This is a genomic window from Nibribacter ruber (genome assembly GCF_009913235.1).
Taxonomy (GTDB): domain Bacteria; phylum Bacteroidota; class Bacteroidia; order Cytophagales; family Hymenobacteraceae; genus Nibribacter; species Nibribacter ruber.
In genome coordinates this window covers 1,148,317-1,167,985 of record NZ_CP047897.1, presented here as the reverse complement: position 1 = coordinate 1,167,985, position 19,669 = coordinate 1,148,317, and the positions used below count along the sequence as shown (strand labels likewise).

The 19,669-nt window shown below is 51.9% G+C and carries 19 protein-coding genes; 15 read left to right on the top strand and 4 right to left on the bottom strand.

The genetic code is table 11. From position 1 onward, the window contains the following. Positions 1 to 91: 91 nt before the first annotated feature. The 3 genes from GU926_RS04940 to GU926_RS04930 all read left to right on the top strand — a co-directional run bounded on the left by GU926_RS04940 (position 92) and on the right by GU926_RS04930 (position 1,633). On the top strand, positions 92 to 514 hold the full coding sequence (locus tag GU926_RS04940) for a hypothetical protein (protein WP_160689585.1): 423 nt from the start codon (positions 92 to 94) through the stop codon (positions 512 to 514). A 37-nt stretch (positions 515 to 551) separates the two neighbouring features. Continuing rightward, positions 552 to 998: a GNAT family N-acetyltransferase gene (locus GU926_RS04935; RefSeq protein WP_160689583.1), complete on the top strand. Its 447-nt coding sequence runs from the start codon at positions 552 to 554 to the stop codon at positions 996 to 998. A 131-nt stretch (positions 999 to 1,129) separates the two neighbouring features. Next, positions 1,130 to 1,633, top strand: coding sequence for a cupin domain-containing protein (locus GU926_RS04930; protein WP_160689581.1), 504 nt, complete (start codon positions 1,130 to 1,132; stop codon positions 1,631 to 1,633). A gap of 106 nt (positions 1,634 to 1,739) precedes the next feature. Here the strand turns inward: GU926_RS04930 and GU926_RS04925 are convergent, their stop codons facing one another. Further along, entirely contained in the window at positions 1,740 to 2,351 is a 612-nt protein-coding gene (locus tag GU926_RS04925) for a hypothetical protein (RefSeq protein ID WP_160689579.1), read from the bottom strand. A 276-nt stretch (positions 2,352 to 2,627) separates the two neighbouring features. Here GU926_RS04925 and GU926_RS04920 point away from each other — a divergent pair, with 276 nt between their 5' ends. Genes GU926_RS04920 through GU926_RS04910 form a run of 3 tightly spaced genes read left to right on the top strand, consistent with a single transcriptional unit; the run spans position 2,628 to position 4,166 of the window. Beyond that, on the top strand, positions 2,628 to 3,179 hold the full coding sequence (locus tag GU926_RS04920) for an RNA polymerase sigma factor (protein WP_160689577.1): 552 nt from the start codon (positions 2,628 to 2,630) through the stop codon (positions 3,177 to 3,179). Continuing rightward, positions 3,176 to 3,712, top strand: coding sequence for a hypothetical protein (locus GU926_RS04915; protein WP_160689575.1), 537 nt, complete (start codon positions 3,176 to 3,178; stop codon positions 3,710 to 3,712). Before GU926_RS04920 ends, GU926_RS04915 begins: the two co-directional genes overlap by 4 nt. After that, positions 3,705 to 4,166: a hypothetical protein gene (locus tag GU926_RS04910; RefSeq protein WP_160689573.1), complete on the top strand. Its 462-nt coding sequence runs from the start codon at positions 3,705 to 3,707 to the stop codon at positions 4,164 to 4,166. Before GU926_RS04915 ends, GU926_RS04910 begins: the two co-directional genes overlap by 8 nt. Before the next feature lie 109 nt (positions 4,167 to 4,275). Here GU926_RS04910 and GU926_RS04905 read toward each other — a convergent pair whose 3' ends face one another. After that, positions 4,276 to 5,148 (bottom strand): universal stress protein, encoded by an 873-nt coding sequence (locus GU926_RS04905; RefSeq protein WP_160689571.1) that lies wholly within the window; start codon positions 5,146 to 5,148, stop codon positions 4,276 to 4,278. A gap of 365 nt (positions 5,149 to 5,513) precedes the next feature. On the opposite strand from GU926_RS04905, the gene GU926_RS04900 reads away from it, so the two are divergent. The 5 genes from GU926_RS04900 (at position 5,514) to GU926_RS04880 (ending at position 11,395) form a co-directional block, all read left to right on the top strand. After that, complete coding sequence (locus GU926_RS04900; protein WP_160689569.1) at positions 5,514 to 6,749, top strand: multidrug effflux MFS transporter; 1,236 nt, start codon at positions 5,514 to 5,516, stop codon at positions 6,747 to 6,749. A 156-nt stretch (positions 6,750 to 6,905) separates the two neighbouring features. Then, on the top strand, positions 6,906 to 7,583 hold the full coding sequence (locus tag GU926_RS04895) for a response regulator (RefSeq protein ID WP_198001464.1): 678 nt from the start codon (positions 6,906 to 6,908) through the stop codon (positions 7,581 to 7,583). Between the two features lie 3 nt (positions 7,584 to 7,586). Beyond that, complete coding sequence (locus GU926_RS04890; protein WP_160689567.1) at positions 7,587 to 8,972, top strand: sensor histidine kinase; 1,386 nt, start codon at positions 7,587 to 7,589, stop codon at positions 8,970 to 8,972. Positions 8,973 to 9,159: 187 nt separating this feature from the next. Further along, positions 9,160 to 10,719, top strand: coding sequence for a SulP family inorganic anion transporter (locus tag GU926_RS04885; RefSeq protein ID WP_160689565.1), 1,560 nt, complete (start codon positions 9,160 to 9,162; stop codon positions 10,717 to 10,719). Between the two features lie 13 nt (positions 10,720 to 10,732). Continuing rightward, complete coding sequence (locus GU926_RS04880) at positions 10,733 to 11,395, top strand: carbonic anhydrase (protein ID WP_232058434.1); 663 nt, start codon at positions 10,733 to 10,735, stop codon at positions 11,393 to 11,395. 94 nt (positions 11,396 to 11,489) lie between these two features. Here the strand turns inward: GU926_RS04880 and GU926_RS04875 are convergent, their stop codons facing one another. Then, positions 11,490 to 13,058, bottom strand: coding sequence for a hypothetical protein (locus GU926_RS04875; RefSeq protein WP_160689563.1), 1,569 nt, complete (start codon positions 13,056 to 13,058; stop codon positions 11,490 to 11,492). A gap of 310 nt (positions 13,059 to 13,368) precedes the next feature. On the opposite strand from GU926_RS04875, the gene GU926_RS04870 reads away from it, so the two are divergent. From GU926_RS04870 to GU926_RS04860, 3 genes are all read left to right on the top strand, one after another. Then, on the top strand, positions 13,369 to 15,837 hold the full coding sequence (locus tag GU926_RS04870; RefSeq protein ID WP_160689561.1) for a type IA DNA topoisomerase: 2,469 nt from the start codon (positions 13,369 to 13,371) through the stop codon (positions 15,835 to 15,837). A gap of 618 nt (positions 15,838 to 16,455) precedes the next feature. Continuing rightward, entirely contained in the window at positions 16,456 to 16,671 is a 216-nt protein-coding gene (locus tag GU926_RS04865) for a DUF2905 domain-containing protein (RefSeq protein WP_198001463.1), read from the top strand. A gap of 84 nt (positions 16,672 to 16,755) precedes the next feature. Then, on the top strand, positions 16,756 to 17,520 hold the full coding sequence (locus tag GU926_RS04860) for a YdcF family protein (protein ID WP_160689557.1): 765 nt from the start codon (positions 16,756 to 16,758) through the stop codon (positions 17,518 to 17,520). On the opposite strand, the gene GU926_RS04855 is transcribed toward GU926_RS04860, so the two are convergent. Continuing rightward, positions 17,511 to 18,890 (bottom strand): NAD-dependent succinate-semialdehyde dehydrogenase, encoded by a 1,380-nt coding sequence (locus GU926_RS04855; protein WP_160689555.1) that lies wholly within the window; start codon positions 18,888 to 18,890, stop codon positions 17,511 to 17,513. The two genes, GU926_RS04860 and GU926_RS04855, sit on opposite strands and share 10 nt — an antisense overlap. A gap of 233 nt (positions 18,891 to 19,123) precedes the next feature. Between GU926_RS04855 and GU926_RS04850 the strand changes: the two genes are divergently transcribed. Next, positions 19,124 to 19,669, top strand: coding sequence for an RNA polymerase sigma factor (locus GU926_RS04850; RefSeq protein ID WP_160689553.1), 546 nt, complete (start codon positions 19,124 to 19,126; stop codon positions 19,667 to 19,669).

Below are 19,669 nucleotides of genomic sequence, written 5' to 3'. Positions count from 1 at the left end.
TTTCATGGCAGAAAGAAATAGCTTAGAAATAGGATACAAGAGGTAGCTTACAATTTGTTGAACCTGAAATAATAAGCGCGAGCCCTACAAGATGGACAAACCTCAACGGATAAACCTAGACCAAGACAGTTTTATAAAACTGGAGTATGATGCTACGCATGACATCCTGTTTGGGTATTGTCCAGATTTCACGGACATGAACATGAAAGAGTCTAACAATGCCTTTAAAGAGGTAGTGAAGACCCTTTTGCAGCACGGTATCACCAAACTCATGATAGATTCCAGGCTGTCTTATTTGGATGTGAGCTCTCAGCAGCACAAAGCGGTGCTGGAGCTGTTCGCGCTTAATCTGTATTCGACTAAACTAAAGAAATTTGCCAGAATCATGACCGAAGATGACCAGCGCGAAAACAGCGTATTGCAGGTAATTGACGAAGGCAATATTCCCTTTGCCTTCAAAAATTTCAAGGATATTCCTTCGGCGGTAGAATGGCTCAAAAGTCAAAGCAGTTAAGTAGTTTTGCGCCTTATTCCATTCCTTTTTCCGTTTTATGGAAACAACCCTTATCTGTAAGCCCTTTCAGGATTTTACGCCTTTTGAATTATATGAGAACTTGCGTTTGCGCAGCGACGTGTTTGTGGTGGAGCAAACCTGCGTGTTCCTGGACCTGGACAACAAAGACCAAGCCTGCCACCACGTACTCGTGTACCAAAACGGGGTGCTGGAGGCATCGTCTAGGCTGGTGCCGCCGGGCGTGAGTTATCCAGAGGCTTCCATTGGCCGGGTAGTGACCAGCCAGGCAGCAAGGGGCACCGGACTTGGAAAGAAACTCATGGAAGCCTCCATTGCCTATTGCCAGGAATTGTTCGGGGAAGGGCCTATTAAGATTGGAGCCCAGGTGTATGCCCGCAAGTTCTATGAAAACCTGGGGTTTGTTCAAGCCGGCGACGTTTATGACGAAGACGGCATTGACCACATCCACATGATCAGACCCTAGCTAATTGCCAAGAACTGAAAAGCCGTTTTTAGCCACTTTTCCAGAAAACAGCCAAAAAACGACGTCAGCCTATTATTTTTGGGCACGCAGTAACCCCTGCTTCCAAATAACTACTTTTACTTATTCCCCAGATGTCAGAAGAAAACCAGAAACAGCGCCTTTTTAAGGAGATAGAGCAAGAGCTCACGCAACAAGGATTCACCATTGCCGCCCAGGACCAAAGCCGTCCCTGGGGTGGTTTTTTTGTCATAGAAGAAGACCAGGCCCAGCAGTTTGCCAATACATATTTCAATGGCATCTCAGTGGAAGACCTCAAGATTTCAGGCAAATTAAGCCCGAAGATCTTGGTGGTAGCTCCTCAGAAGCGCCTGTCCTGGCAGTACCACCATCGTCGCGCCGAAATCTGGCAAGTCATCAAGGGCACCGTGGGCGTGGTAACCAGTGAGACAGACGAGGAAGGTGCTTTGCAAAAACTATCTGCCGGCCAGAAAATCACGCTTCGGCAGGGGGAGCGCCACCGTTTGGTGGGCCTGGAGGACTGGGGCATTCTAGCTGAAATCTGGCAGCATACAGACAATGCCAACCCATCCAATGAAGAAGACATCGTGCGGGTGCAGGATGATTTCGGGCGGTAGAAGCCGTTGTTCTGTTTGAAAAACGCTCTTCGTTTTTGGCCAGTTTCTGAGAAAACAAGCCAAAAACGAAGGGCGTTTTTTTGTTAGTTCGCTTGCGAAGTAATCCTTATCCCAGGCGGCTTTTCCAGGTGTTCCATTTCTGGAGCTGCTCCTGGCTCAAAACCGACTCAATTTTTTGCAACAGCTCCTGGCGGCATTTCCGAAGAAGGCGCATCTGCCTTTCTTTCACCTCATGCTTGGCCATTTGCTCTTTTAAAGTTGCCCGCAGGGTGGTTAGTTTTTCCTCCAGCTGGGCCTTGGTGATTTCTCCGGCTTTGTAGGCTTTTACATATGCTTCGCGTTGGGCGTTGGCTCTTTGCAGGAGGTTTTGGTGCAGGTTCTGCAAGGCGGCAAGGTGTTGGGCAATGCAGGCATGGTGCTGTTGCACAAATCCTTTGATGGCGGTTCTCTGATTCTGGTCCAGGTGCAGACTTTGCAGGGCCTTCTTCAGGGCCTCCAGTTTTTCGCGTTGGTTTTCTAGCGGCGTGCAGGTGAAAGGAGCCGTTTCTGAGCCAATGGAGATCTCTGGGGTTTCCAGGTCTTGGAGATCGGGTAGCTGGTACTCAGCAGAGGCAAACTCAATGCTGTCTGGGGCGGGCGCCTCTTCTTTTTGGCACGCAGTAAAAACCAGGGCCAAGGACATGGCCAGCAAACTCCAGGTGTGTCTCATTTTTTTCATGTGGGTTTTGTTTTAGTTGGATGTAAGATTGATTTGGGTTTATGAATTTTATGACGGATTGCTTGCGCTAACTGCCCGCCGTACTTTTACACTCACGGGCTTTCCAGGCACAGGCATCTCTAGGAGTATGAAAATCTGGAAAGGTTAAATGACCCTTGAAAAAATGTTTCCGCTGGCACAGGCAGCTTGGTGGCGCAAGAATTATTTTCTTTTCAGTTTTAACCTTTCGGGGCCAGAAGCCTCTAAGCAGTATGACGGATGTTTATTTGGACAGGGATGCGTGAGCCAACAGATGAGCAGATCCTGTCCTTGTTCAAGGAGGCGCGTACCAAAGACAAGGGCTTTACCTTGTTGATGGATACCTACAGCGCCCGCATGTACTGGCACATACGGCGCCTGGTGGTGACCCATGAAGACGCCCAGGACCTATTGCAAGAAACGTTTATCAACGTGTACCGGCACCTGCACACCTTTACCGGTGACAGCAAGCTCTATACCTGGCTGTACCGGGTGGCCACTAATGAGTGCCTCCGGCTGCTGCGGGAGCGCAAGCGGTTTTTGGGCTCTTTTGAGGAAATCAGCGAAAAACTGATTGACTCCCTGCAGAGCACCACTGCTCCCAACCAGGAAGAAAAGATTCTGGTGCAGCTGCAGGAAGCCATTCTGCGCCTGCCAGAAAAGCAGCGCCTGGTGTTTACGCTTCGGTACTATGATGAGCTGCCGTATGAAGAGATCAGCAAAATACTGGACAGTTCTGTGTCTTCGCTTAAAACCAATTACCACCACGCCAGCACCAAGGTGAAGGCGTTTATGCTGCAGGAAGTATGAAAGAAGAATTTGATTTTGACAAAGTGGGCAAGCAGATGCCCTACCACGTCCCAGACGGCTTTTTCAAGGACATCACCCAGGCCACGCTGGCCGAAGCCAAAAGACGCGAGCAACCTGAGCCTGCGCGCACCCCGCTTCTGCCGCTCTGGAAGGTGTTGTCTGTAGCCGCCAGCGTGGCCGTGCTGTTGGTGGCCGCCTATTTCTTAACTGCCCGCCAAACAGAGCAGTCTGCTCGGCCAATGGCCACGGTTACCCAGCAGCCGGCAGTCTTGCGGCCCGCTACGGTTGCACAGAAGGAGGAAAATGCCCCACAAGAATTGGCCCATGCGCCTCAGGAGAAACATCAGCCGCAATCCATTGCCAAAGTGAGCCCCGCTAAGAAGGAGAAGCAACTGAATAAAACACCTAAGCCGGTGGCGCCAGAAACCCTGGATAACCTGCTGGCTTCGCTCTCAGATGAGGAGCTGCAACAACTAGCCCTGGCCGCCGAAGCCGAAGAATATGTATATGGAGAAACTTTGACCTATGAATAGCCTTTTTAAAGCTCTGGTACTGGGCTTGTGCCTTTTACTCTCAGGAATGGTCCACGCCCAGGGCCTCCGGAACAACGTGAAACTGCAAGAACGCCTGACCCAGGCCAAGCTGGGGGAGATTCAGAGAAATCTGGCCATCCCGCAGGAGAAGATGAACGCGCTGGCCCCCATCTACCGCCGCTATGACGCCGAGGTCAACGCCATCCATTTCGCCCGCCAGGATTTGCTGCAAGCCGGTCGTCTAGCCAACCTTTCCAATGAAGAAGCCGACAAAGTAGTGGCTGCCTTATTGGAGAATGCCGTAAAACTGAGCACCGTGCGCAAAAACTATTATGCCGAGTTTAAGACCGTCCTGACCCCGCAGCAGGTAATGGCCATGTACCGTTCAGAAGCCCAGATGCGCCGCCGGGTGCAGCAGGAACTGCGCCGCCGCATGCTCAACAAAACCAAGTAAACCCAAGAGGCCCGGCTGCCGTTTTTGGCTTGTTTTCCAGAAAACAAGCCAAAAACGGCAGCCGGGCCTCTTTATGTCCTCGCCTTACATGACGATCACGGTAGTAATATTAGTTGACGTTTACCACTTTACTAGCCACTGCTTGCGGGGCTATGGTTTGGTACGGCGTCTGTGGCAAGGCCAAAATGGGTAGGTTGCTGGCAAAAGCCAGTTGGGCAGACACGCTCTGATGGAAGAGTGCCTCCAGCCAGGTGCGTTTCTCAATGGCCACGGCCAGTACCTGCACCTGATTTTCCTGTATATATTGTTTGATGCCGGCCAGTACAGAAGCAGCCTTCACTTGCTTGATCTGTACCGGTTGGTCCTGCACCATGGCTTTGATGATCTGATGATCGGCTACCAGGTTCAGTTGCTCTTCGGCTTGTACGTTCATGACCTCAATGATGGGAGCGAAGGGAGCCGTCACTGTAAAGAGCTGCTGCAAAAACACCTTCTCTTCTTTCTCAAAGTCTGAGGCGTAGGCTACCTTTTCCCAGGCCGTATATTGGGCCGTGGCCGGAACCACCAGCACCGGGCAGTTGACCTGGCGCATGATGGTAAGGGCGTTGGTGCCGGCCAGCTTTTGCATAAAGCCAGAAGCGCCTTTAGTACCCATTACAATCATGTCTACTTTATGTTCTTCTACCATGGTGCCCAGGCTCTGGAACAAGGGACCCTGGGTGCAGTAGCACTCCACGTCAAAGGCAAAGCCGTTCTCTAGTCTCAGGTTTTTGGACAGTTGCTCCAGTTCCCGTAGATAGGCTTCACGTAGGGCTTTTTGCGGCGTGATGCCGCCGGGTAGCTCAGGGGTGCTGGCTACGGGAAACGGCAGCGCGTGTACCAGTATCAGTTTGCCTCTCACTTTTTTGGCCACCTGGGCGGCGTACGCAATGGCATTGACAGCGTTGGGAGAGAAATCTGTGGGCGTAAGGATGGTTTTCATAAGGTGGTTTTAGGTTTGGTGCGGACTGCTACAGACCTCTCTGTAACACATAACAAAAGTACCGGCGGGCGCAGGCAGACCCTATGAGATTGATTACCCTGGCACATGACAATCCTCACTTTCTCTGGAGTCCCTCGGTTGTTGGGAGCCCCTGTTTTGTGACCGAACGTTTTTGGCTTGTTGCCTGGAAAAGAGGCCAAAAACGGAGGGCTGCGGATAGGACAAAAGGAGAGGAGGAAGGCATCCTTTGAACTTCCGGCCGAAGGGCTAGTATACTCCTAGATACTGAACGGAATTCTCTTAATCTTGAGCCAGGGTAGGGTGACGGATAAATGGAGCGTATCTTTGCCCCTTGCTTTTTTTTTATGACGCGTAAACAACATATATCCATCATATTAATTCTGGGTGCGCTCTGCACCATCAGTCCCTTTTCCATAGACATGTATTTGCCGGGCTTTCCGGCCATTGCCCAGGACCTGCAGACCACCATCTCCCAGGTTCAGCTTTCCCTTACCGCGTATTTGATTGGTATTTCTGCCGGCCAGTTGCTGTATGGCCCACTGCTGGACCGGTACGGCCGAAAAATGCCTTTGTACGCGGGCATGTTCCTGTACATTTTGGCCTCGGTGGGTTGTGCGTTCACCACTTCTGTAGATGCGCTAATTGCCATGCGCTTTCTGCAGGCCATTGGTGGTTGCGCAGGCATGGTGGCGGCCCAGGCGCTGGTACGGGATTTGTTTCCGGTGACAGAGACGGCCAAGGTTTTTTCTACCCTCACGCTGGTGATTGCGGTGTCACCCATGGTGGCCCCAACGGTGGGCGGCTACGTGACCACGGCCTTTGGGTGGCACGCCGTTTTCATTGCGCTAGCTTTAATTACGGGGCTTATTCTGCTGGGTATTTATTTCGTGCTGCCCCAGGGCAAGGGTCCAGACTCCACCATGTCCTTGAAGCCCAGGGCGGTGCTCTCCAATTTCTGGAACGTGCTCAGGAACCCGCAGTTTCTGGTGTATACGTTGGTGGGCGGCATTGCCTCGGCGGCTCCGTTTGCGTACATCGCGGGCTCGCCAGACGTGTTCATGAATATTTATAAGGTGAGTGAGCAGCACTATGGTTGGATCTTCGCCATTCTTTCGGTGGCCTTGATTGGTTCTCCGCAGTTGAACCACTTGCTGCTGCGCAAATACACCAGTGAACAGATCATCAAGGCGGGGCTTACGTACCAGGCTGTGATTGGGGCGCTGCTGGTGTATGGCGTGTATGCGCAGTGGTTTTCGCTGATGACTTTGATTGTAGTGCTGTTTCTTTTTCTCTGCGGACAGGGCCTTACCAACCCCAATTCTTCGGCTTTGTCCTTGGCGCCTTTCTCCCGGCACGCGGGCAGCGCTTCTGCCTTGATGGGGAGTGTACGCATGGGCGTAGGAGCCTTGGTGTCTGCGGCCGTAAGCGTGCTCCACAACGGCACGGCTTTGCCCATGGTACTGGTGATGGGCCTTTGCACGGTAACCGGACTGGTCATTTTATTGATTGGCGGCAATGTCATTAAGAAACGCATGAGCCGCGAAGAGCAGGATGAAATAGCCACGGAACCGGTTCTGTAAGACAAGATTTGGAGGGCCATCTTCGTTTTTAGCCTGTTTCCTGGAAAAGAGGCCAAAAACGAGGATCGCCTGATATGCTGGGAACAGTAACTATTGTCCTGAAACGCGCAGGTTGTATCTTGCCGCTTCTGCGTACCCTTTCCACTGACCATTGCCATGAAAATCCTGCTCATAGAAGATGAACCCAAAGTAAGCGCCTTCATCAAGAAAGGGCTGGAAGAGCAGACCTATGAGGTAGACCTGGCCTATGATGGGTTCTACGGTGCCAAACTGGCGCTGGAGAATGACTACGCCCTGGTGGTGCTGGACGTGATTCTGCCCCGCATGAACGGCCTGGAGGTGTGCAAGACCATACGCCAGCAAAACCAGAACCTGCCCATTCTCATGCTCACCGCCCTGGGCAGCACAGATGACAAGATCCTGGGCCTGGACTCCGGTGCCGATGACTACCTGGTGAAGCCGTTTGAGTTTCAGGAGTTGCTGGCCAGGATTCGGGCCTTGACCAGGCGGACGCAGGAGGGAGTGTCCAGTGAGGTGTTGCAGTTGGCCGACCTGGAGCTGGACGTGCAGAAGAAGACCGTGACCCGCAGCGGCGTGCCTATCTCTTTGACCGCCCGTGAGTTTGCCCTGCTGCAGTATTTGCTGCGCAACAAGGAGCGCGTAGTCTCAAGGGTAGACATCATTGAGCAGGTCTGGGAAACGTCTTTTGACACCGGCAGCAACGTGATAGACGTGTACATCAATTTCCTGCGCAAGAAGATAGACAAAGACTTTTCACCCAAGCTTATTCATACGCTGGTGGGCATGGGCTATGTGTTAAAAGAACAGGAGTAAGGCATGAAAATCAAGACCAGACTCATGCTGCAGTTCTCCGGCATCATTGCCGGGATTTTACTGCTTTTCTGCTTGACGGTGTATTACTTCAGCTCCCTGTCCCGCAAGAATGACTATGATGGCCGTATTCTAAACCGGGCTTATGCCACCGCTCATTTTGTGCTGGATGCAGACACGGTGAGCGAACAGCAACACGCCCTGGACCAACGCCTCTACCACCAGATGCTGCCCCGGGAAATTGTGCAGGTGTACGACCAGAACCTTAACTTGCTTTTTACTGAAGGCGAGGACGATTTAAACCTCAGCCCCGGTTTTCTGCAGCAGGTAGTGGCGAGCGGTGAGGTACGCACCATGCAGGGAGAGCGGCAGATAGTGGGTGTCCGGTACCTGCACCGGGGCAGGCCACATGTCATCATTGCCTCCTCAGTGGACTTATACAACCTGCGCACACTGGATCATTTGCTTACGCTTTTAATCTCTGGTCTGGTGGCTTCTATGCTGGTGGTGGTGGCGTCTGGCTGGGTGTTTGCGCGCGCCGCGCTCAAGCCTTTCTTGAAAGTGATTTCTGAAGTAGAGAAGATAAACGCCTCTGACCTGTCTTTGCGGTTAACGCAAGCGCAGGGCACTGATGAGGTAGCTCAGTTGGCTCAGACCTTCAACAAGATGCTGGACCGGATTGAGATCGCGTTTGAAGCCCAGCGCACGTTTGTGTACAGCGCCTCACATGAGTTGCGCACGCCGCTCACAGCCATGATAGGCGAATTACAGGTGGCCCTTATGAAAGACCGCGAGGCCCCGGAATACAAGCGGGTTTTGCAGTCCTCCCTGGAAGACGCCCACTTGCTGGCCCAACTCTCCAACGGCTTGTTGCAAATGGTGCAGGCTAGTACAGACTCCTCTAAAATTCCCATGGCCGCGCTGCAGATGGATGAACTGGTATGGCAGGCCTGCACCGAAGCCAAGAAGCGCTCACCCGCCATCATGCTGGACGTGCAGTTTGAAAACATGCCCGAAGACGAGAAGGAACTGCAGGTCTGGGGTAATGACGCACTCTTACTCATTGCCGTGGTCAACGTGTTGGAGAATGCCAGCAAGTTTTCCATGAAAGACGCCGCCATCTCGGTGACCATTGAAGTTCAGGCCCAGGACCTGATCTTGAAAGTGCGGGACCAGGGCATCGGCATGACCCCTGAGGATGTGCGCAAGGTGTTTGTTCCCTTCTTTAGGGCTGAGAACGTACGCGACATCTCTGGTCATGGCATAGGTCTGCCCCTGGCTGAGAAAATCATTAAGCTGCACCGCGGCTCCATCCAGGTGAATTCCCAATTGAACCAGGGCACCGAGGTGGTCCTTTCCTTTCCAAAACTGAAGCAAGTCTATACGCTTTAATCTGATTTTAATCTAAATCCCAGAAAAGAGCCTAAAAACGGCTTTTTGGCCTAAGGCTATTTTAATAGCTTTTTAATGTGGCTTTAATTTCGTCTTAATCTCCCTGCCGCACCTTTGTGGTGTATTCTGAGTCCCTGGGCAACAGTCCCGCGGCCAGAGTGCCTATACCAAACGTGACGTAGGGACTATGAAAGAAAAACGATTATTTGATTCCGTGGGGAAAGACCTCTCGGCGGGGCTGGTGGTGTTCTTGGTGGCGCTTCCGCTTTGTCTGGGTATTTCCCTGGCCTCTGGCGCGCCCTTGTTCTCTGGGCTTATTGCCGGAGTGGTGGGGGGCTTGGTGGTCTCTTGGGCCAGCGGCTCCCAGTTGAGTGTAAGCGGACCGGCTGCGGGCCTTACCGTGATTGTGATCAATGGGATTGCCCAGATGCAAACCTTTGAAGCCTTCCTGACCGCCGTGGTGTTGGCGGGTATTATCCAGATTGCGCTGGGCTATTTGAAGGCCGGTATTATTGGTCTGTATTTCCCGTCTTCGGTGATTAAAGGAATGCTGGCCGCCATTGGTCTCATACTTATCTTAAAGCAGATTCCGCACTTTTTAGGGGCAGATGATGACTTCCTGGGCGACCTGAATTTCCTGCAGTCAGACGGCCGCAACACCTTCTCTGAGATTGGCTTTGCGCTCTCTCAGTTGCAGTTGGGTTCTTTGGTGGTGGGACTGGTGTCACTGGCCCTCATGCTGCTCTGGGAGCGGCCCTTCATGCAGAAAGTGAAAGCCATTAAACTGATACCGGGCGCCTTGGTAGCGGTGGTCTTGTCCATCGGGTTAAACTTCCTGTTCCAAAGCTCGTTCCCCGCCCTGGCTATTGCTAACACGCACTTGGTGCAGCTGCCAGAAATCTCAGGGCCGGCCACTTTATTAGCAGAGCTCAGATTCCCTGACCTTTCCGTTCTGACCAATGCCAACGTGTACATTCTGGCCTTTACCATTGCCATTGTGGCCAGCTTGGAAAGTCTCTTGAGTGTAGAGGCGGTAGACAAGTTGGACCCGCACAAACGCCGCACGCCTACCAACCGCGAGTTGAAAGCACAAGGCCTGGGGAACGTGATCAGTGGTTTGATTGGCGGTATTCCGTTGACCGCGGTGATTGTGCGAAGCTCTGCCAACGTGAATGCGGGCGGTGAAACCAAGCTGGCCAGTTTCTTCCATGGCTTGTTCCTGGTCATGAGTATCCTGTTCCTGACGGGTGTGCTGCAACATGTACCTCTGGCCGCGCTGGCCGCCATCTTGTTGATGGTAGGTTTTAAGCTCACCAAACCGGTACTGTACAAAGCGCAGTGGCGTCTGGGCATGGATCAGTTCCTGCCGTTCATCATCACCATTGTGGCCATCCTGTTTACAGACTTGTTGAAAGGCATCTCCATTGGTCTGGTGGTGGGCATCTTCTACATCCTCAAGGCCAACTACAAAACGCCCTACTTCTTTAAGAAAGTGGCAGGCCATGCGGGGGAGCAGATTCACATCAAATTGAGTGAGAACGTGACTTTCCTGAACAAAGCCAGCGTGGCGCTTACCCTGCACCACCTGCCAGAGAACAGTGAGGTGTTGATTGACGGGTCTGCCTCTACCTACATTGACCATGATGTGTTAGAAGCCATTGAGAATTTTAAAACCGTTGCCTCAGAAAAAGACATCCGCTTGACGCTGCGCGATATTCCTTCTGTGGCCACCATGAACATGCACTAAACCAATGAACTATATGGAAGCAATTAATAAAAGTGACAAGCCGCTGCACCCAGACATGGAGCGCATCTTTAAAGGAAACCGTGAGTGGGTAGCCACCAAGATGCTCAACGACCCTGGGTTCTTTGAACGCTCGGCCAAAGGCCAGGCCCCCAAGTATTTGTTTATAGGTTGCTCAGACAGCCGCGTGCCTGCCAGCCAAATTTCTGGTACTGCGCCCGGTGAGATGTTCGTGCACCGCAACATTGCCAACATGGTGGTACATACAGATGCGAACCTGTTGTCTGTGCTACAGTATGCCGTGGAGGTATTGAAGGTGAAGCACATTATGGTGGTGGGGCATTACGGTTGCGGCGGCGTGGCCGCCGCCATGAGCGACAAGCAGTTTGGTTTGATTGACAACTGGCTTACCAACATCAAGGACGTGATCAGGTTGCATGAGGATGAATTCCATGATCTGGACAATGAGGAGCAGCGCTTTAGAAGACTGGTAGAACTGAACGTGATTGAGCAGGTGATCAACCTTTCTAAAACCTCCATCATCCAGAACGCCATGAAGAATGAAAAGCCGCCGCAATTGCACGGGTTGGTATATGACCTGCATGACGGCATCTTGCATAACCTGAACGTGCAGACCAAAATGATTAAGCGGTTTGAACACATTTACGGCATGCAATAAGAAGGAACCTCCATTTTAGAGAATAAGAAACTCAGGTTCACAAAAAAGCCCCGCCAATTTGGCAGGGCTTTTTTTTATAAATTAATCTGGTCCATTACCAACCTGGGGTGTTGGCACCTGACCCATATCCGTAAGGAGGGCCACCCGCAGAAGTGCGGCCGGTGTAATGGTCTCTGTCGCGGTCATTGTCATTATCATCGCCGGCAATGCTGTTCCAGACGTCTTTTATGCCGTGGCCAATGCGCTCAAAGAAGCCTTCGTCGTTCTGGTCGTTGTCATTGCTTCTATAGTTGTCACGGTGTTGGCCATACCGGTCCTGCTCATACTGGCCACCCATGTTGTTTCTATTGGATGGGTGGTTGTAGTCGTCAGAATAGCGGTTTTCATTGGCGTTGCCATGGCTGTACTGCGCATGCTCATTGTCATTGTCGCCCATCCAGCTGGTGCTTCCGCCGGTAGGTCTGTTGCCAGACGTGCCGCTGTATTGGTTGGTGTTCAGAGACGTGTAGCTGCGGTCATGGTCTGTGTAGCCCAAGCCACCGCGGTTCTCTACATTCTGCCCCATTCCGTAGTTTCTGGAAGACTGCCCGTAAGAAGAGCCGGTACCCCCTCCGTAGGAAGAAGTGCCGCTGTGTCCGTAAGAGCCGCCGTAGTTAGAAGACCCTGAGGATGGGTTCTGTGACGATCTCCCGTATTGAGAGCTTCCGCCATAGCTGCCCTGGTTAGAAGAGCCTGAGCCATATTGAGAGGAACCTGAACCATAGTTAGTGGATCCAGATCCATATTGAGACGAACCAGATCCATAGTTATTGGAACCGTGGAAGTCATTGGTAGACCCAAAGTTGCCGTAGGCGTTGCCTCTGTCTAAAGCGCCGCCGGTTGGGTTGTTGCCAGAAGAAGAACCGGCATAGCCAGATCTGGCACCGCCGTAAGTGCCTATGTTAGAAGAACGGGTTGAGCCAGCGCCCATGCTAGAGTTGCCTTGTCCGTAAGAAGAAGACCCACCTTGGTTAGAGCTGCCAGAAGAACCGTAGTTGCCAGAGTAGCTGTTGCCAGACTGGCCGTAAGAACCTCTCTGCTGGGATGATCCATAATTTGAAGAGCTGCTGCTTGGTGATGAACCGTAGTTAGAAGCACCGCTTCTGTAAGAAGAGCCAGATCCTGAAGAGCCGTAGCCACCCTGGTTCATGCTGCCTTGGCCGTAGCTTCTGGAATCTCCCTGCTGGTGCTGCGAAGAACCGTAGCCTCCCTGGCCAGAAGAATAGTTAGAAGAGCCGCCGTAGTTGGAGCTGCCCGTGTTGCCCATGGTAGAACCCATGGATGTTCCACCGTAGCTAGAGCCGCTTCTGCCAGACTGGCCCATGGAGGAACCAGAGCCTCCCTGGTTTTGCATGGAGTGACCGCTCCAGCCGCTGCTGTTGCCATGCTGACCTCCCTGGCCCATGTTGCCGCCATAGTTAGACGTGTGGCTGCTGTAGTGGCTTTCGCCGCCGCGGTTTCCGTTGTCTCCGCGGTTCTGGCTTCCGCCATATGATTGATAGTCTTTTGATCCTTGTCCTTCTTCACGGTTGCCCAAGCTGCCCCATTGGTGGCGGTTGGTATTCTCATGACCTGAACGGTACGAATTAAATGTGTCGTAACCGGATTGCTCGTGATTTCTCATAGTGTATTGTTAGTTTAAGGTGAACGATGGTTTCTTGCAGGCCTTACGGGGCCGTAGAAACTAATACGAGCCTGGTAAACACGGGTTCAGGCTTATGTGTAAAATATTCTAAATGTAGGGTGGGTGAGAATAGTGATTTGAATTTGACAAACACCTGTAAATGAAGTGATAAACTGCTTGGTGATTGCCTTGGTTTTAGGGTGTGATATAGTAATAGTTCTATATCATGATGTATTTGTTTGTGCTAGCCCATGCCGGTAAAAATGCGTATCTTTGAGATTCGTTTTTGACCTGTTTTCCCTGAAATACCTTGAAAGTCTGCATTGCCGAAAAACCCAGCGTAGCCCGTGAAATTGCCCATGTGATTGGAGCCAATAGCCGGAAAGACGGTTATTTTGAAGGCAATGGCTACCAGGTCACCTGGACGTTCGGGCACTTCTGCCAACTCAACGAACCAGATGATTACAACCCCCACTGGAAACGCTGGCATCTGCCAGACCTCCCCTTGGTGCCCGAAAAGTTTGACATCAAACTCATTCAGAACAAAGGCGTGGCCCAGCAGTTTAAAGTCATCAAGCAATTGATAGACGGCGCTGAGGAAGTGATCAATTGCGGTGATGCCGGGCAGGAGGGAGAAGTGATTCAGCGGTGGGTCTTGTATCAGGCGCGCTGCCGCAAACCCGTCAAGCGTCTCTGGATTTCTTCGCTCACCGAAGAAGCCATTCGGCAGGGGTTTTCTAAGCTGCGCGATGGCAAGGAATTTGACCAGTTGTACCAAGCCGGCAGAAGCCGCGCCATTGGTGATTGGCTACTAGGCATCAACGCCACGCGCCTATTTACTTTGAAGTATGCGCAAGGCCGTCAGCTCCTTTCCTTGGGCCGTGTGCAAACGCCTACGCTGGCCATGATTGTGCAGCGCCACCTGGAAATTCTCAACTTCAAGCCAGAGCCCTTCTTTGAACTTAAGACCGTATACCGTGACGTGACGTTTAGCAGCACCAACGGGCGGTTCAAAGACGAAGAAAAAGCCTTGGCCATTCTGGAACAAATCAAACCGTCTGAGTTTGAAATCAAGGACGTAGAGACCAAGAAAGGCACCGAAAGTTCTCCGCGGCTTTTTGACCTGACCTCTCTGCAGGTGGAGTGCAACAACAAGTTTGCCATGTCTGCAGATGAGACGCTTAAAACCGTGCAAAGTCTGTATGAGAAAAAAGTAGTTTCCTATCCAAGGGTAGACACTACCTATTTGCCAGATGACATCTATCCCAAGATTCCTAACATCTTGACCGGCTTGCGCGAGTACAGCCATTTGATGCAGGAACTACAAGGAAAGAAGATCAGAAAGAGCGCCAAAGTTTTTAACAACAACAAAGTCACAGACCACCACGCTATCATTCCTACGGGAGCGACTTCGGGTAATTTGTTTGGCACAGAGGCAAAAGTGTTTGACCTGGTGGCCAAGCGCTTTATTGCCGCCTTTTACCCAGACTGTATTGTGAGCAATACGGTGGTGAGCGGCGAGGCGGCTAACCATGCGTTCAGGGCCAAAGGCAAGCAAATTCTAGAGCCCGGCTGGCGCGTGGTGTACGCCCAGGAAGAAACCAAAACGCCTGCCAAACCCACTGCTCCCAAGACCACAATGGATGGAGAGGAGAAGGAAGAGGAGTTGGCGGTGCTTCCGCATTTTGATGCCGGCGAGCGTGGTCCGCATAGCCCTTTGCTGGAGCGTAAAATGACCAGTCCGCCCAAAGACTACACTGAGGCCACTTTGTTGCGCTCCATGGAAACCGCCGGCAAGCAGGTAGATGATGACGAACTGAAAGAAGCGCTCAAAGAAAACGGCATTGGCCGGCCGTCTACCCGTGCCGCCATCATTGAGACGCTTTTCAAACGCAACTACATCCGGAAGGAGAAGAAGAAAATCCTTCCCACCCAAACCGGCATTGACCTGATTCAGGTGATTAAAAACCCTACCCTTAAATCTGCGGAGATGACGGGCCAATGGGAAAAGAAACTTCGCCAGATTGAAGCCGGTGAATTTGAAGCCACCGAGTTTCTGCGCGAGTTGCAGCAGTTGGTAGAGGAGATGGTGCAGGAGGTAAAGCAAGACAGAGCGTCCGTCACTTTGCAACCCATGGAACTCACTAAACCTGTCCCCAAAGACGGCGCTAAAAAAGACGCAAAACCCAAAAAAGAGGCCAAAAACGGATCGGCTCCTGCTGCTGCTGGATTGGGTACTTGTCCCGTCTGTAAAACCGGTCACGTGGTTAAGGGTAGCCAGGCATACGGCTGCGTGCGGTTCAAGGAAGGCTGCCAGTTCAGACTGCCTATGCAAACTCATGGCAAACCCCTCACCGAAAAGCACGTGCAGGCCCTGCTCAAGAAAGGCAAAACCCCGGTAATCAAAGGATTGGTAGACGCTTCCTCCGGTGAAAAATTTGACGGCGCCCTTCAGCTGGATGCCGCCTTTGCCCTTCATGCAGAAAAGGCCGAGCCCAAAACTAAAAAGCCCTCCGTCTGGATCTGCCCCAAATGCCAGCAGGGCCAGATGCTCAAAGGCAAAAGTGCCTACGGTTGCAGCCGCTACAAAGAGGGCTGTCAATTTGTAGTTCCCTTTGAACTACACGGCCGCACTTTAAGCGAAAGCCACCTCTCGGCCTTGCTCACCAAAGGCAAGACCGCTAAAATCAAAGGCTTCATTTCCCCTAAAACCGGCAACAGCTTTGACGCCGCCCTAAAGTTGAATGAGGAGTTTAAAGTAGTGTATCTGTTTGACTAAGATTAAACTAAGGGGCTTTCTGTGTTAATGTAAATTGCCGTTTTTGGCTTATTCTCTGGAAAGAAGGTCAAAAACGAAATCTAAAGGCTTTTGAAAACCTCCTTAAAGTAAAGTGTCTTTTGGAAGGGTTTCTAACCATCTGTGAAACCTACAAGCTTCTGCACCAATTGCGGCTCCTGCCTCTGATTCCCCTCTTGAGGCGAGCGAAGGGGGGCATCAACAAATCAAATGCTCCACTTCTATTTTAATAGGGGGTGGTAAGCTCGGTAGAATAAAGCAATGCGTGAGAGACCAGGCACTGGCTGGTCTCTCACGCATATCGTCCCTATTTGAAGGGGGTAGGGCATGAATACTATTACTGATCAACTCCAGCAGAAGAAAGCAATGTGCACTTGCTTCGCGATGCCCGCGAGAGTAGTCTGGAGACTACCCGTCATCCAAAGTTACGAGTCAGGAGACTCACGCCAGCGTCAGCAGATGTAAATAAAAAAGCCCCTCTCTGTTGGGGTGGGGCTTTTGGCCTGTTTCCCAGAAAACAAGCCAAAAACGGATGGATATACGAAAGCCTAATTTTCCGTATAAAACCGCTACACCAACCTCCGCTTCCTCATGCAACCAATGAGCAAAACATTAATCCTCCTCGGCACCATTCTCATCATCATGGGCTTAGTCCTTTGGCTGGTGGGACCACGGGTGGATTGGTTTGGCCGGCTGCCTGGCGATGTAAGGATAGACAAACCTGAGTTCAAGTTTTTCGCGCCGTTTACCACTATGTTGTTGTTGAGCGTGCTGCTGAGTTTGGTGCTTTGGCTGGTGCGCCGTTTCTTTGAGTAGGCATTTCGGGTAAAAAGAACCCAGGTGGCGGTGGCCAATTCCTACCTGAAATGCAACATGGCATTGGCCTCCTGTGAACGAACTATGTTTTTCATTCTCTCAAAATTGTTGCAGTACCTCACCTCGCCGTTTCTCTGGATCATGGCGGTTTTCGTTTTTGGCCTGTTTTCCAGGAATCAGGGGAAAAAAAGATGGGCGTTCCGGGTGGGGTTGGTGCTGCTGTTCTTCTTTTCAAATCCGTTTATCTCCAATGAGGTGTGGCTGGCCTGGGAGCCCGAGGCGGTTTTGATGAAAGACGTCAAAAACTATGATGCAGCCATTGTGCTCACGGGCGTGACAGAGGTGAACAGATCGCCGCATGACCGGGTGCATTTTAACGAAGGCGCCGAACGGATTCTGGATGCCGTGCAACTGTACAAGATGGGGCGCGTGCAAAAGATCATCATCACGGGTGGTTCTGGAGCCATCAAGGACGTGGTCAGGACAGAGGCCGAAAACCTGGAACAGACCGCCTTGTATGCCGGGGTGCCGAAGCAGGACATCCTAATAGAGCAGCGCAGCCGCAACACCAGAGAAAATGCTTTGTACACCAAGGAGCTGCTAAGCCAACACCCAGAACTGCAGAGGCTGCTGCTCATTACATCGGCGTTTCACATGCGGCGGGCTCAAGCATGCTTTGAAAAAGTGGGCCTGAACTTCGACACGTTTCCCGCCGATTTCCAGACCCACGATAGGAGTTTCCATTTGGATGATCTGCTCATCCCTTCTGCCGAGGCTCTCCAGGACTGGACCCGCCTCCTTCATGAATGGGTAGGCGTTCTTACCTACAAACTACTGGGCTATTCCTGAGGCGTACTCACCCAGATGGTTTTTTGGTTTACAAACTCCCGGATGCCCACATAAGAAAGCTCGCGGCCGTAGCCAGATTTCTTGATGCCGCCAAACGGCAGGGCAGGGTCTGAGGCCACCACGGCGTTCACAAACACAGCCCCAGCCTCTACTTTCCTGGCCAGTTCCTGCCCGCGCTTAATGTCTTTGGTCCAGATGGAGCCGCCCAGGCCAAAGGGAGAGTCATTGGCAATCCTGATGGCGTCCTCGGCGTCCTGGGCAATGAACACCAGCGCCACTGGCCCGAAGAACTCTTCCTCGTAGGCGGGGTTTCTTTTTTCAATGTGCGTGAGAATGGCGGGATGGAAAACGGCGCTGTCTTTGTCCTTCTGGCCGCCTTTCAGATAGAGTTTCGCGCCGGCTTGGATAGAGCGCTCTACCTGGTCTGTGAGTTCCTGGGCCAGGTCAACCCGCGCCAGAGGGCCATAGTCAATGTCTTCGTCCTCCAGCGGGTTGCCGGTTTTCAGTTTTTGCATCTTTTCAGAAAAAGCGGCCAAAAACGGCTCGGCAATGGACTGCTCAATGATAAAGCGTTTGGCGGCAATGCAGCTTTGCCCCGTGTTGATGAGGCGGGCCTGCACGGCTTTCTCAGAAACGGCGTCAATGTCTGCATCAGCTAGAACTATGAACGCATCTGATCCGCCCAGTTCCAGCACTGTCTTCTTGATTTCCTGCCCGGCCGTGGAGGCCACCTTGGCGCCGGCGCCTTCGCTGCCCGTAAGCGTGACCGCCTTAATGCGCGGGTCTTTGATGAGCGCGTCTACTTCCTTAGAACCAATGAGCAAGGACTGGAAACAACCCTTCGGGAAGCCGGCGTTTTCAAACACTTCCTGAATGGCGAGGGCGCATTGTGGCACGTTGGAGGCGTGCTTTAAAATGCCCACGTTGCCCGCCATGAGAGCCGGGGCCGCAAACCTAAACACCTGCCAGAACGGGAAGTTCCAGGGCATGACGGCCAGTACCACACCCATGGGTTCATAGCTAATGAAGCTGCGCGTGGCGTCTGTGGCAATGTCCTCGTCTTGCAGAAACTCCTGGGCGTGGTCTGCATAATAATGACACACCTTGGCGCATTTCTGGACTTCGGAGCGGGCTTGTTTAAGGGGCTTGCCCATTTCCAGGGAGATGAGGCGGGCGTAATGGTTGGTGCGGTTTTCCAGTTCCTGGCCGGCCTTGTGCATGAGCTGGGCGCGGTGGTCAAAGTGGGTGCTACGCCAGGACTGGAACGTGTCTTCTGCCGTCTGTAGCACTTTTTCTACTTGTTGGGCGCTGGCGGGCTCAAAGTCTTTGACTACTTGGTTGGTATAGGGGTTGATGGTTTGTATAGCCATGAGTGGAGGAAATTGCGTTGGTTTTGGGTATAAATGAAAGAAATACGTATTTAGACTTAGTCTTTCTGAATGGGTACCGTATAGATACGCATTGTATTCAGAAACGGCAGATTGCCTAAACAAATCTACCAACCGGTGGTTAAGATGGTTACCCGGGCAGACAAAATATCTTCGCCTCTTTTTTCTTACAGGTTGGTTTATGTATTATTGCTACGTTTAACGTCCTTTTCTTTTTGGAGACTACTGTAAATATTGATTCTGAGGAAGTTCTTGTGGAGCGCTTGAGGGCCCAGGACCAAAAAGCCATCGCCTTGCTGTATAAGAATTATTCGGCTGCTCTGTACGGCGTGATCCTGCGCATAGTAAAGGTAGAAGAAGTGGCAGAGGATGTGTTGCAGGAAAGTTTTGTGAAGATCTGGTCTTCTTTTGACAGCTATGACGCCCATAAGGGAAGACTCTTCACCTGGATGCTCAACATCAGCCGGAATCTGGCCATTGATAAAATCCGGTCAAAGCAATATCGCGTAAGTTCAAAAACAGATCCCGTGGAAGACGCCAACACCCGGGGCATGGTAAGCAGCGAAGGCATTAGACCAGATCATATTGGAATCAAGGAGATCACTGAAAAGCTCATTCCAGACCAGAAGGTCATCATTGACATGATGTATTTTGGGGGCTACACCCAGACAGAGGTGGCCGAAACCTTGAACATTCCTTTAGGCACCGTCAAAACCCGCGCCCGCATGGCCATTAAAGCATTGGGCAAATTAATCAAATAG

Coding starts and splice junctions, on each gene's coding strand:
- GU926_RS04940 (WP_160689585.1), top strand. CDS start 92: ATGGACAAACCTCAACGGATAAACCTAGACCAAGACAGTTTTATAAAA.
- GU926_RS04935 (WP_160689583.1), top strand. CDS start 552: ATGGAAACAACCCTTATCTGTAAGCCCTTTCAGGATTTTACGCCTTTT.
- GU926_RS04930 (WP_160689581.1), top strand. CDS start 1,130: ATGTCAGAAGAAAACCAGAAACAGCGCCTTTTTAAGGAGATAGAGCAA.
- GU926_RS04925 (WP_160689579.1), bottom strand. CDS start 2,351: ATGAAAAAAATGAGACACACCTGGAGTTTGCTGGCCATGTCCTTGGCC.
- GU926_RS04920 (WP_160689577.1), top strand. CDS start 2,628: ATGCGTGAGCCAACAGATGAGCAGATCCTGTCCTTGTTCAAGGAGGCG.
- GU926_RS04915 (WP_160689575.1), top strand. CDS start 3,176: ATGAAAGAAGAATTTGATTTTGACAAAGTGGGCAAGCAGATGCCCTAC.
- GU926_RS04910 (WP_160689573.1), top strand. CDS start 3,705: ATGAATAGCCTTTTTAAAGCTCTGGTACTGGGCTTGTGCCTTTTACTC.
- GU926_RS04905 (WP_160689571.1), bottom strand. CDS start 5,148: ATGAAAACCATCCTTACGCCCACAGATTTCTCTCCCAACGCTGTCAAT.
- GU926_RS04900 (WP_160689569.1), top strand. CDS start 5,514: ATGACGCGTAAACAACATATATCCATCATATTAATTCTGGGTGCGCTC.
- GU926_RS04895 (WP_198001464.1), top strand. CDS start 6,906: ATGAAAATCCTGCTCATAGAAGATGAACCCAAAGTAAGCGCCTTCATC.
- GU926_RS04890 (WP_160689567.1), top strand. CDS start 7,587: ATGAAAATCAAGACCAGACTCATGCTGCAGTTCTCCGGCATCATTGCC.
- GU926_RS04885 (WP_160689565.1), top strand. CDS start 9,160: ATGAAAGAAAAACGATTATTTGATTCCGTGGGGAAAGACCTCTCGGCG.
- GU926_RS04880 (WP_232058434.1), top strand. CDS start 10,733: ATGGAAGCAATTAATAAAAGTGACAAGCCGCTGCACCCAGACATGGAG.
- GU926_RS04875 (WP_160689563.1), bottom strand. CDS start 13,058: ATGAGAAATCACGAGCAATCCGGTTACGACACATTTAATTCGTACCGT.
- GU926_RS04865 (WP_198001463.1), top strand. CDS start 16,456: ATGAGCAAAACATTAATCCTCCTCGGCACCATTCTCATCATCATGGGC.
- GU926_RS04860 (WP_160689557.1), top strand. CDS start 16,756: ATGTTTTTCATTCTCTCAAAATTGTTGCAGTACCTCACCTCGCCGTTT.
- GU926_RS04855 (WP_160689555.1), bottom strand. CDS start 18,890: ATGGCTATACAAACCATCAACCCCTATACCAACCAAGTAGTCAAAGAC.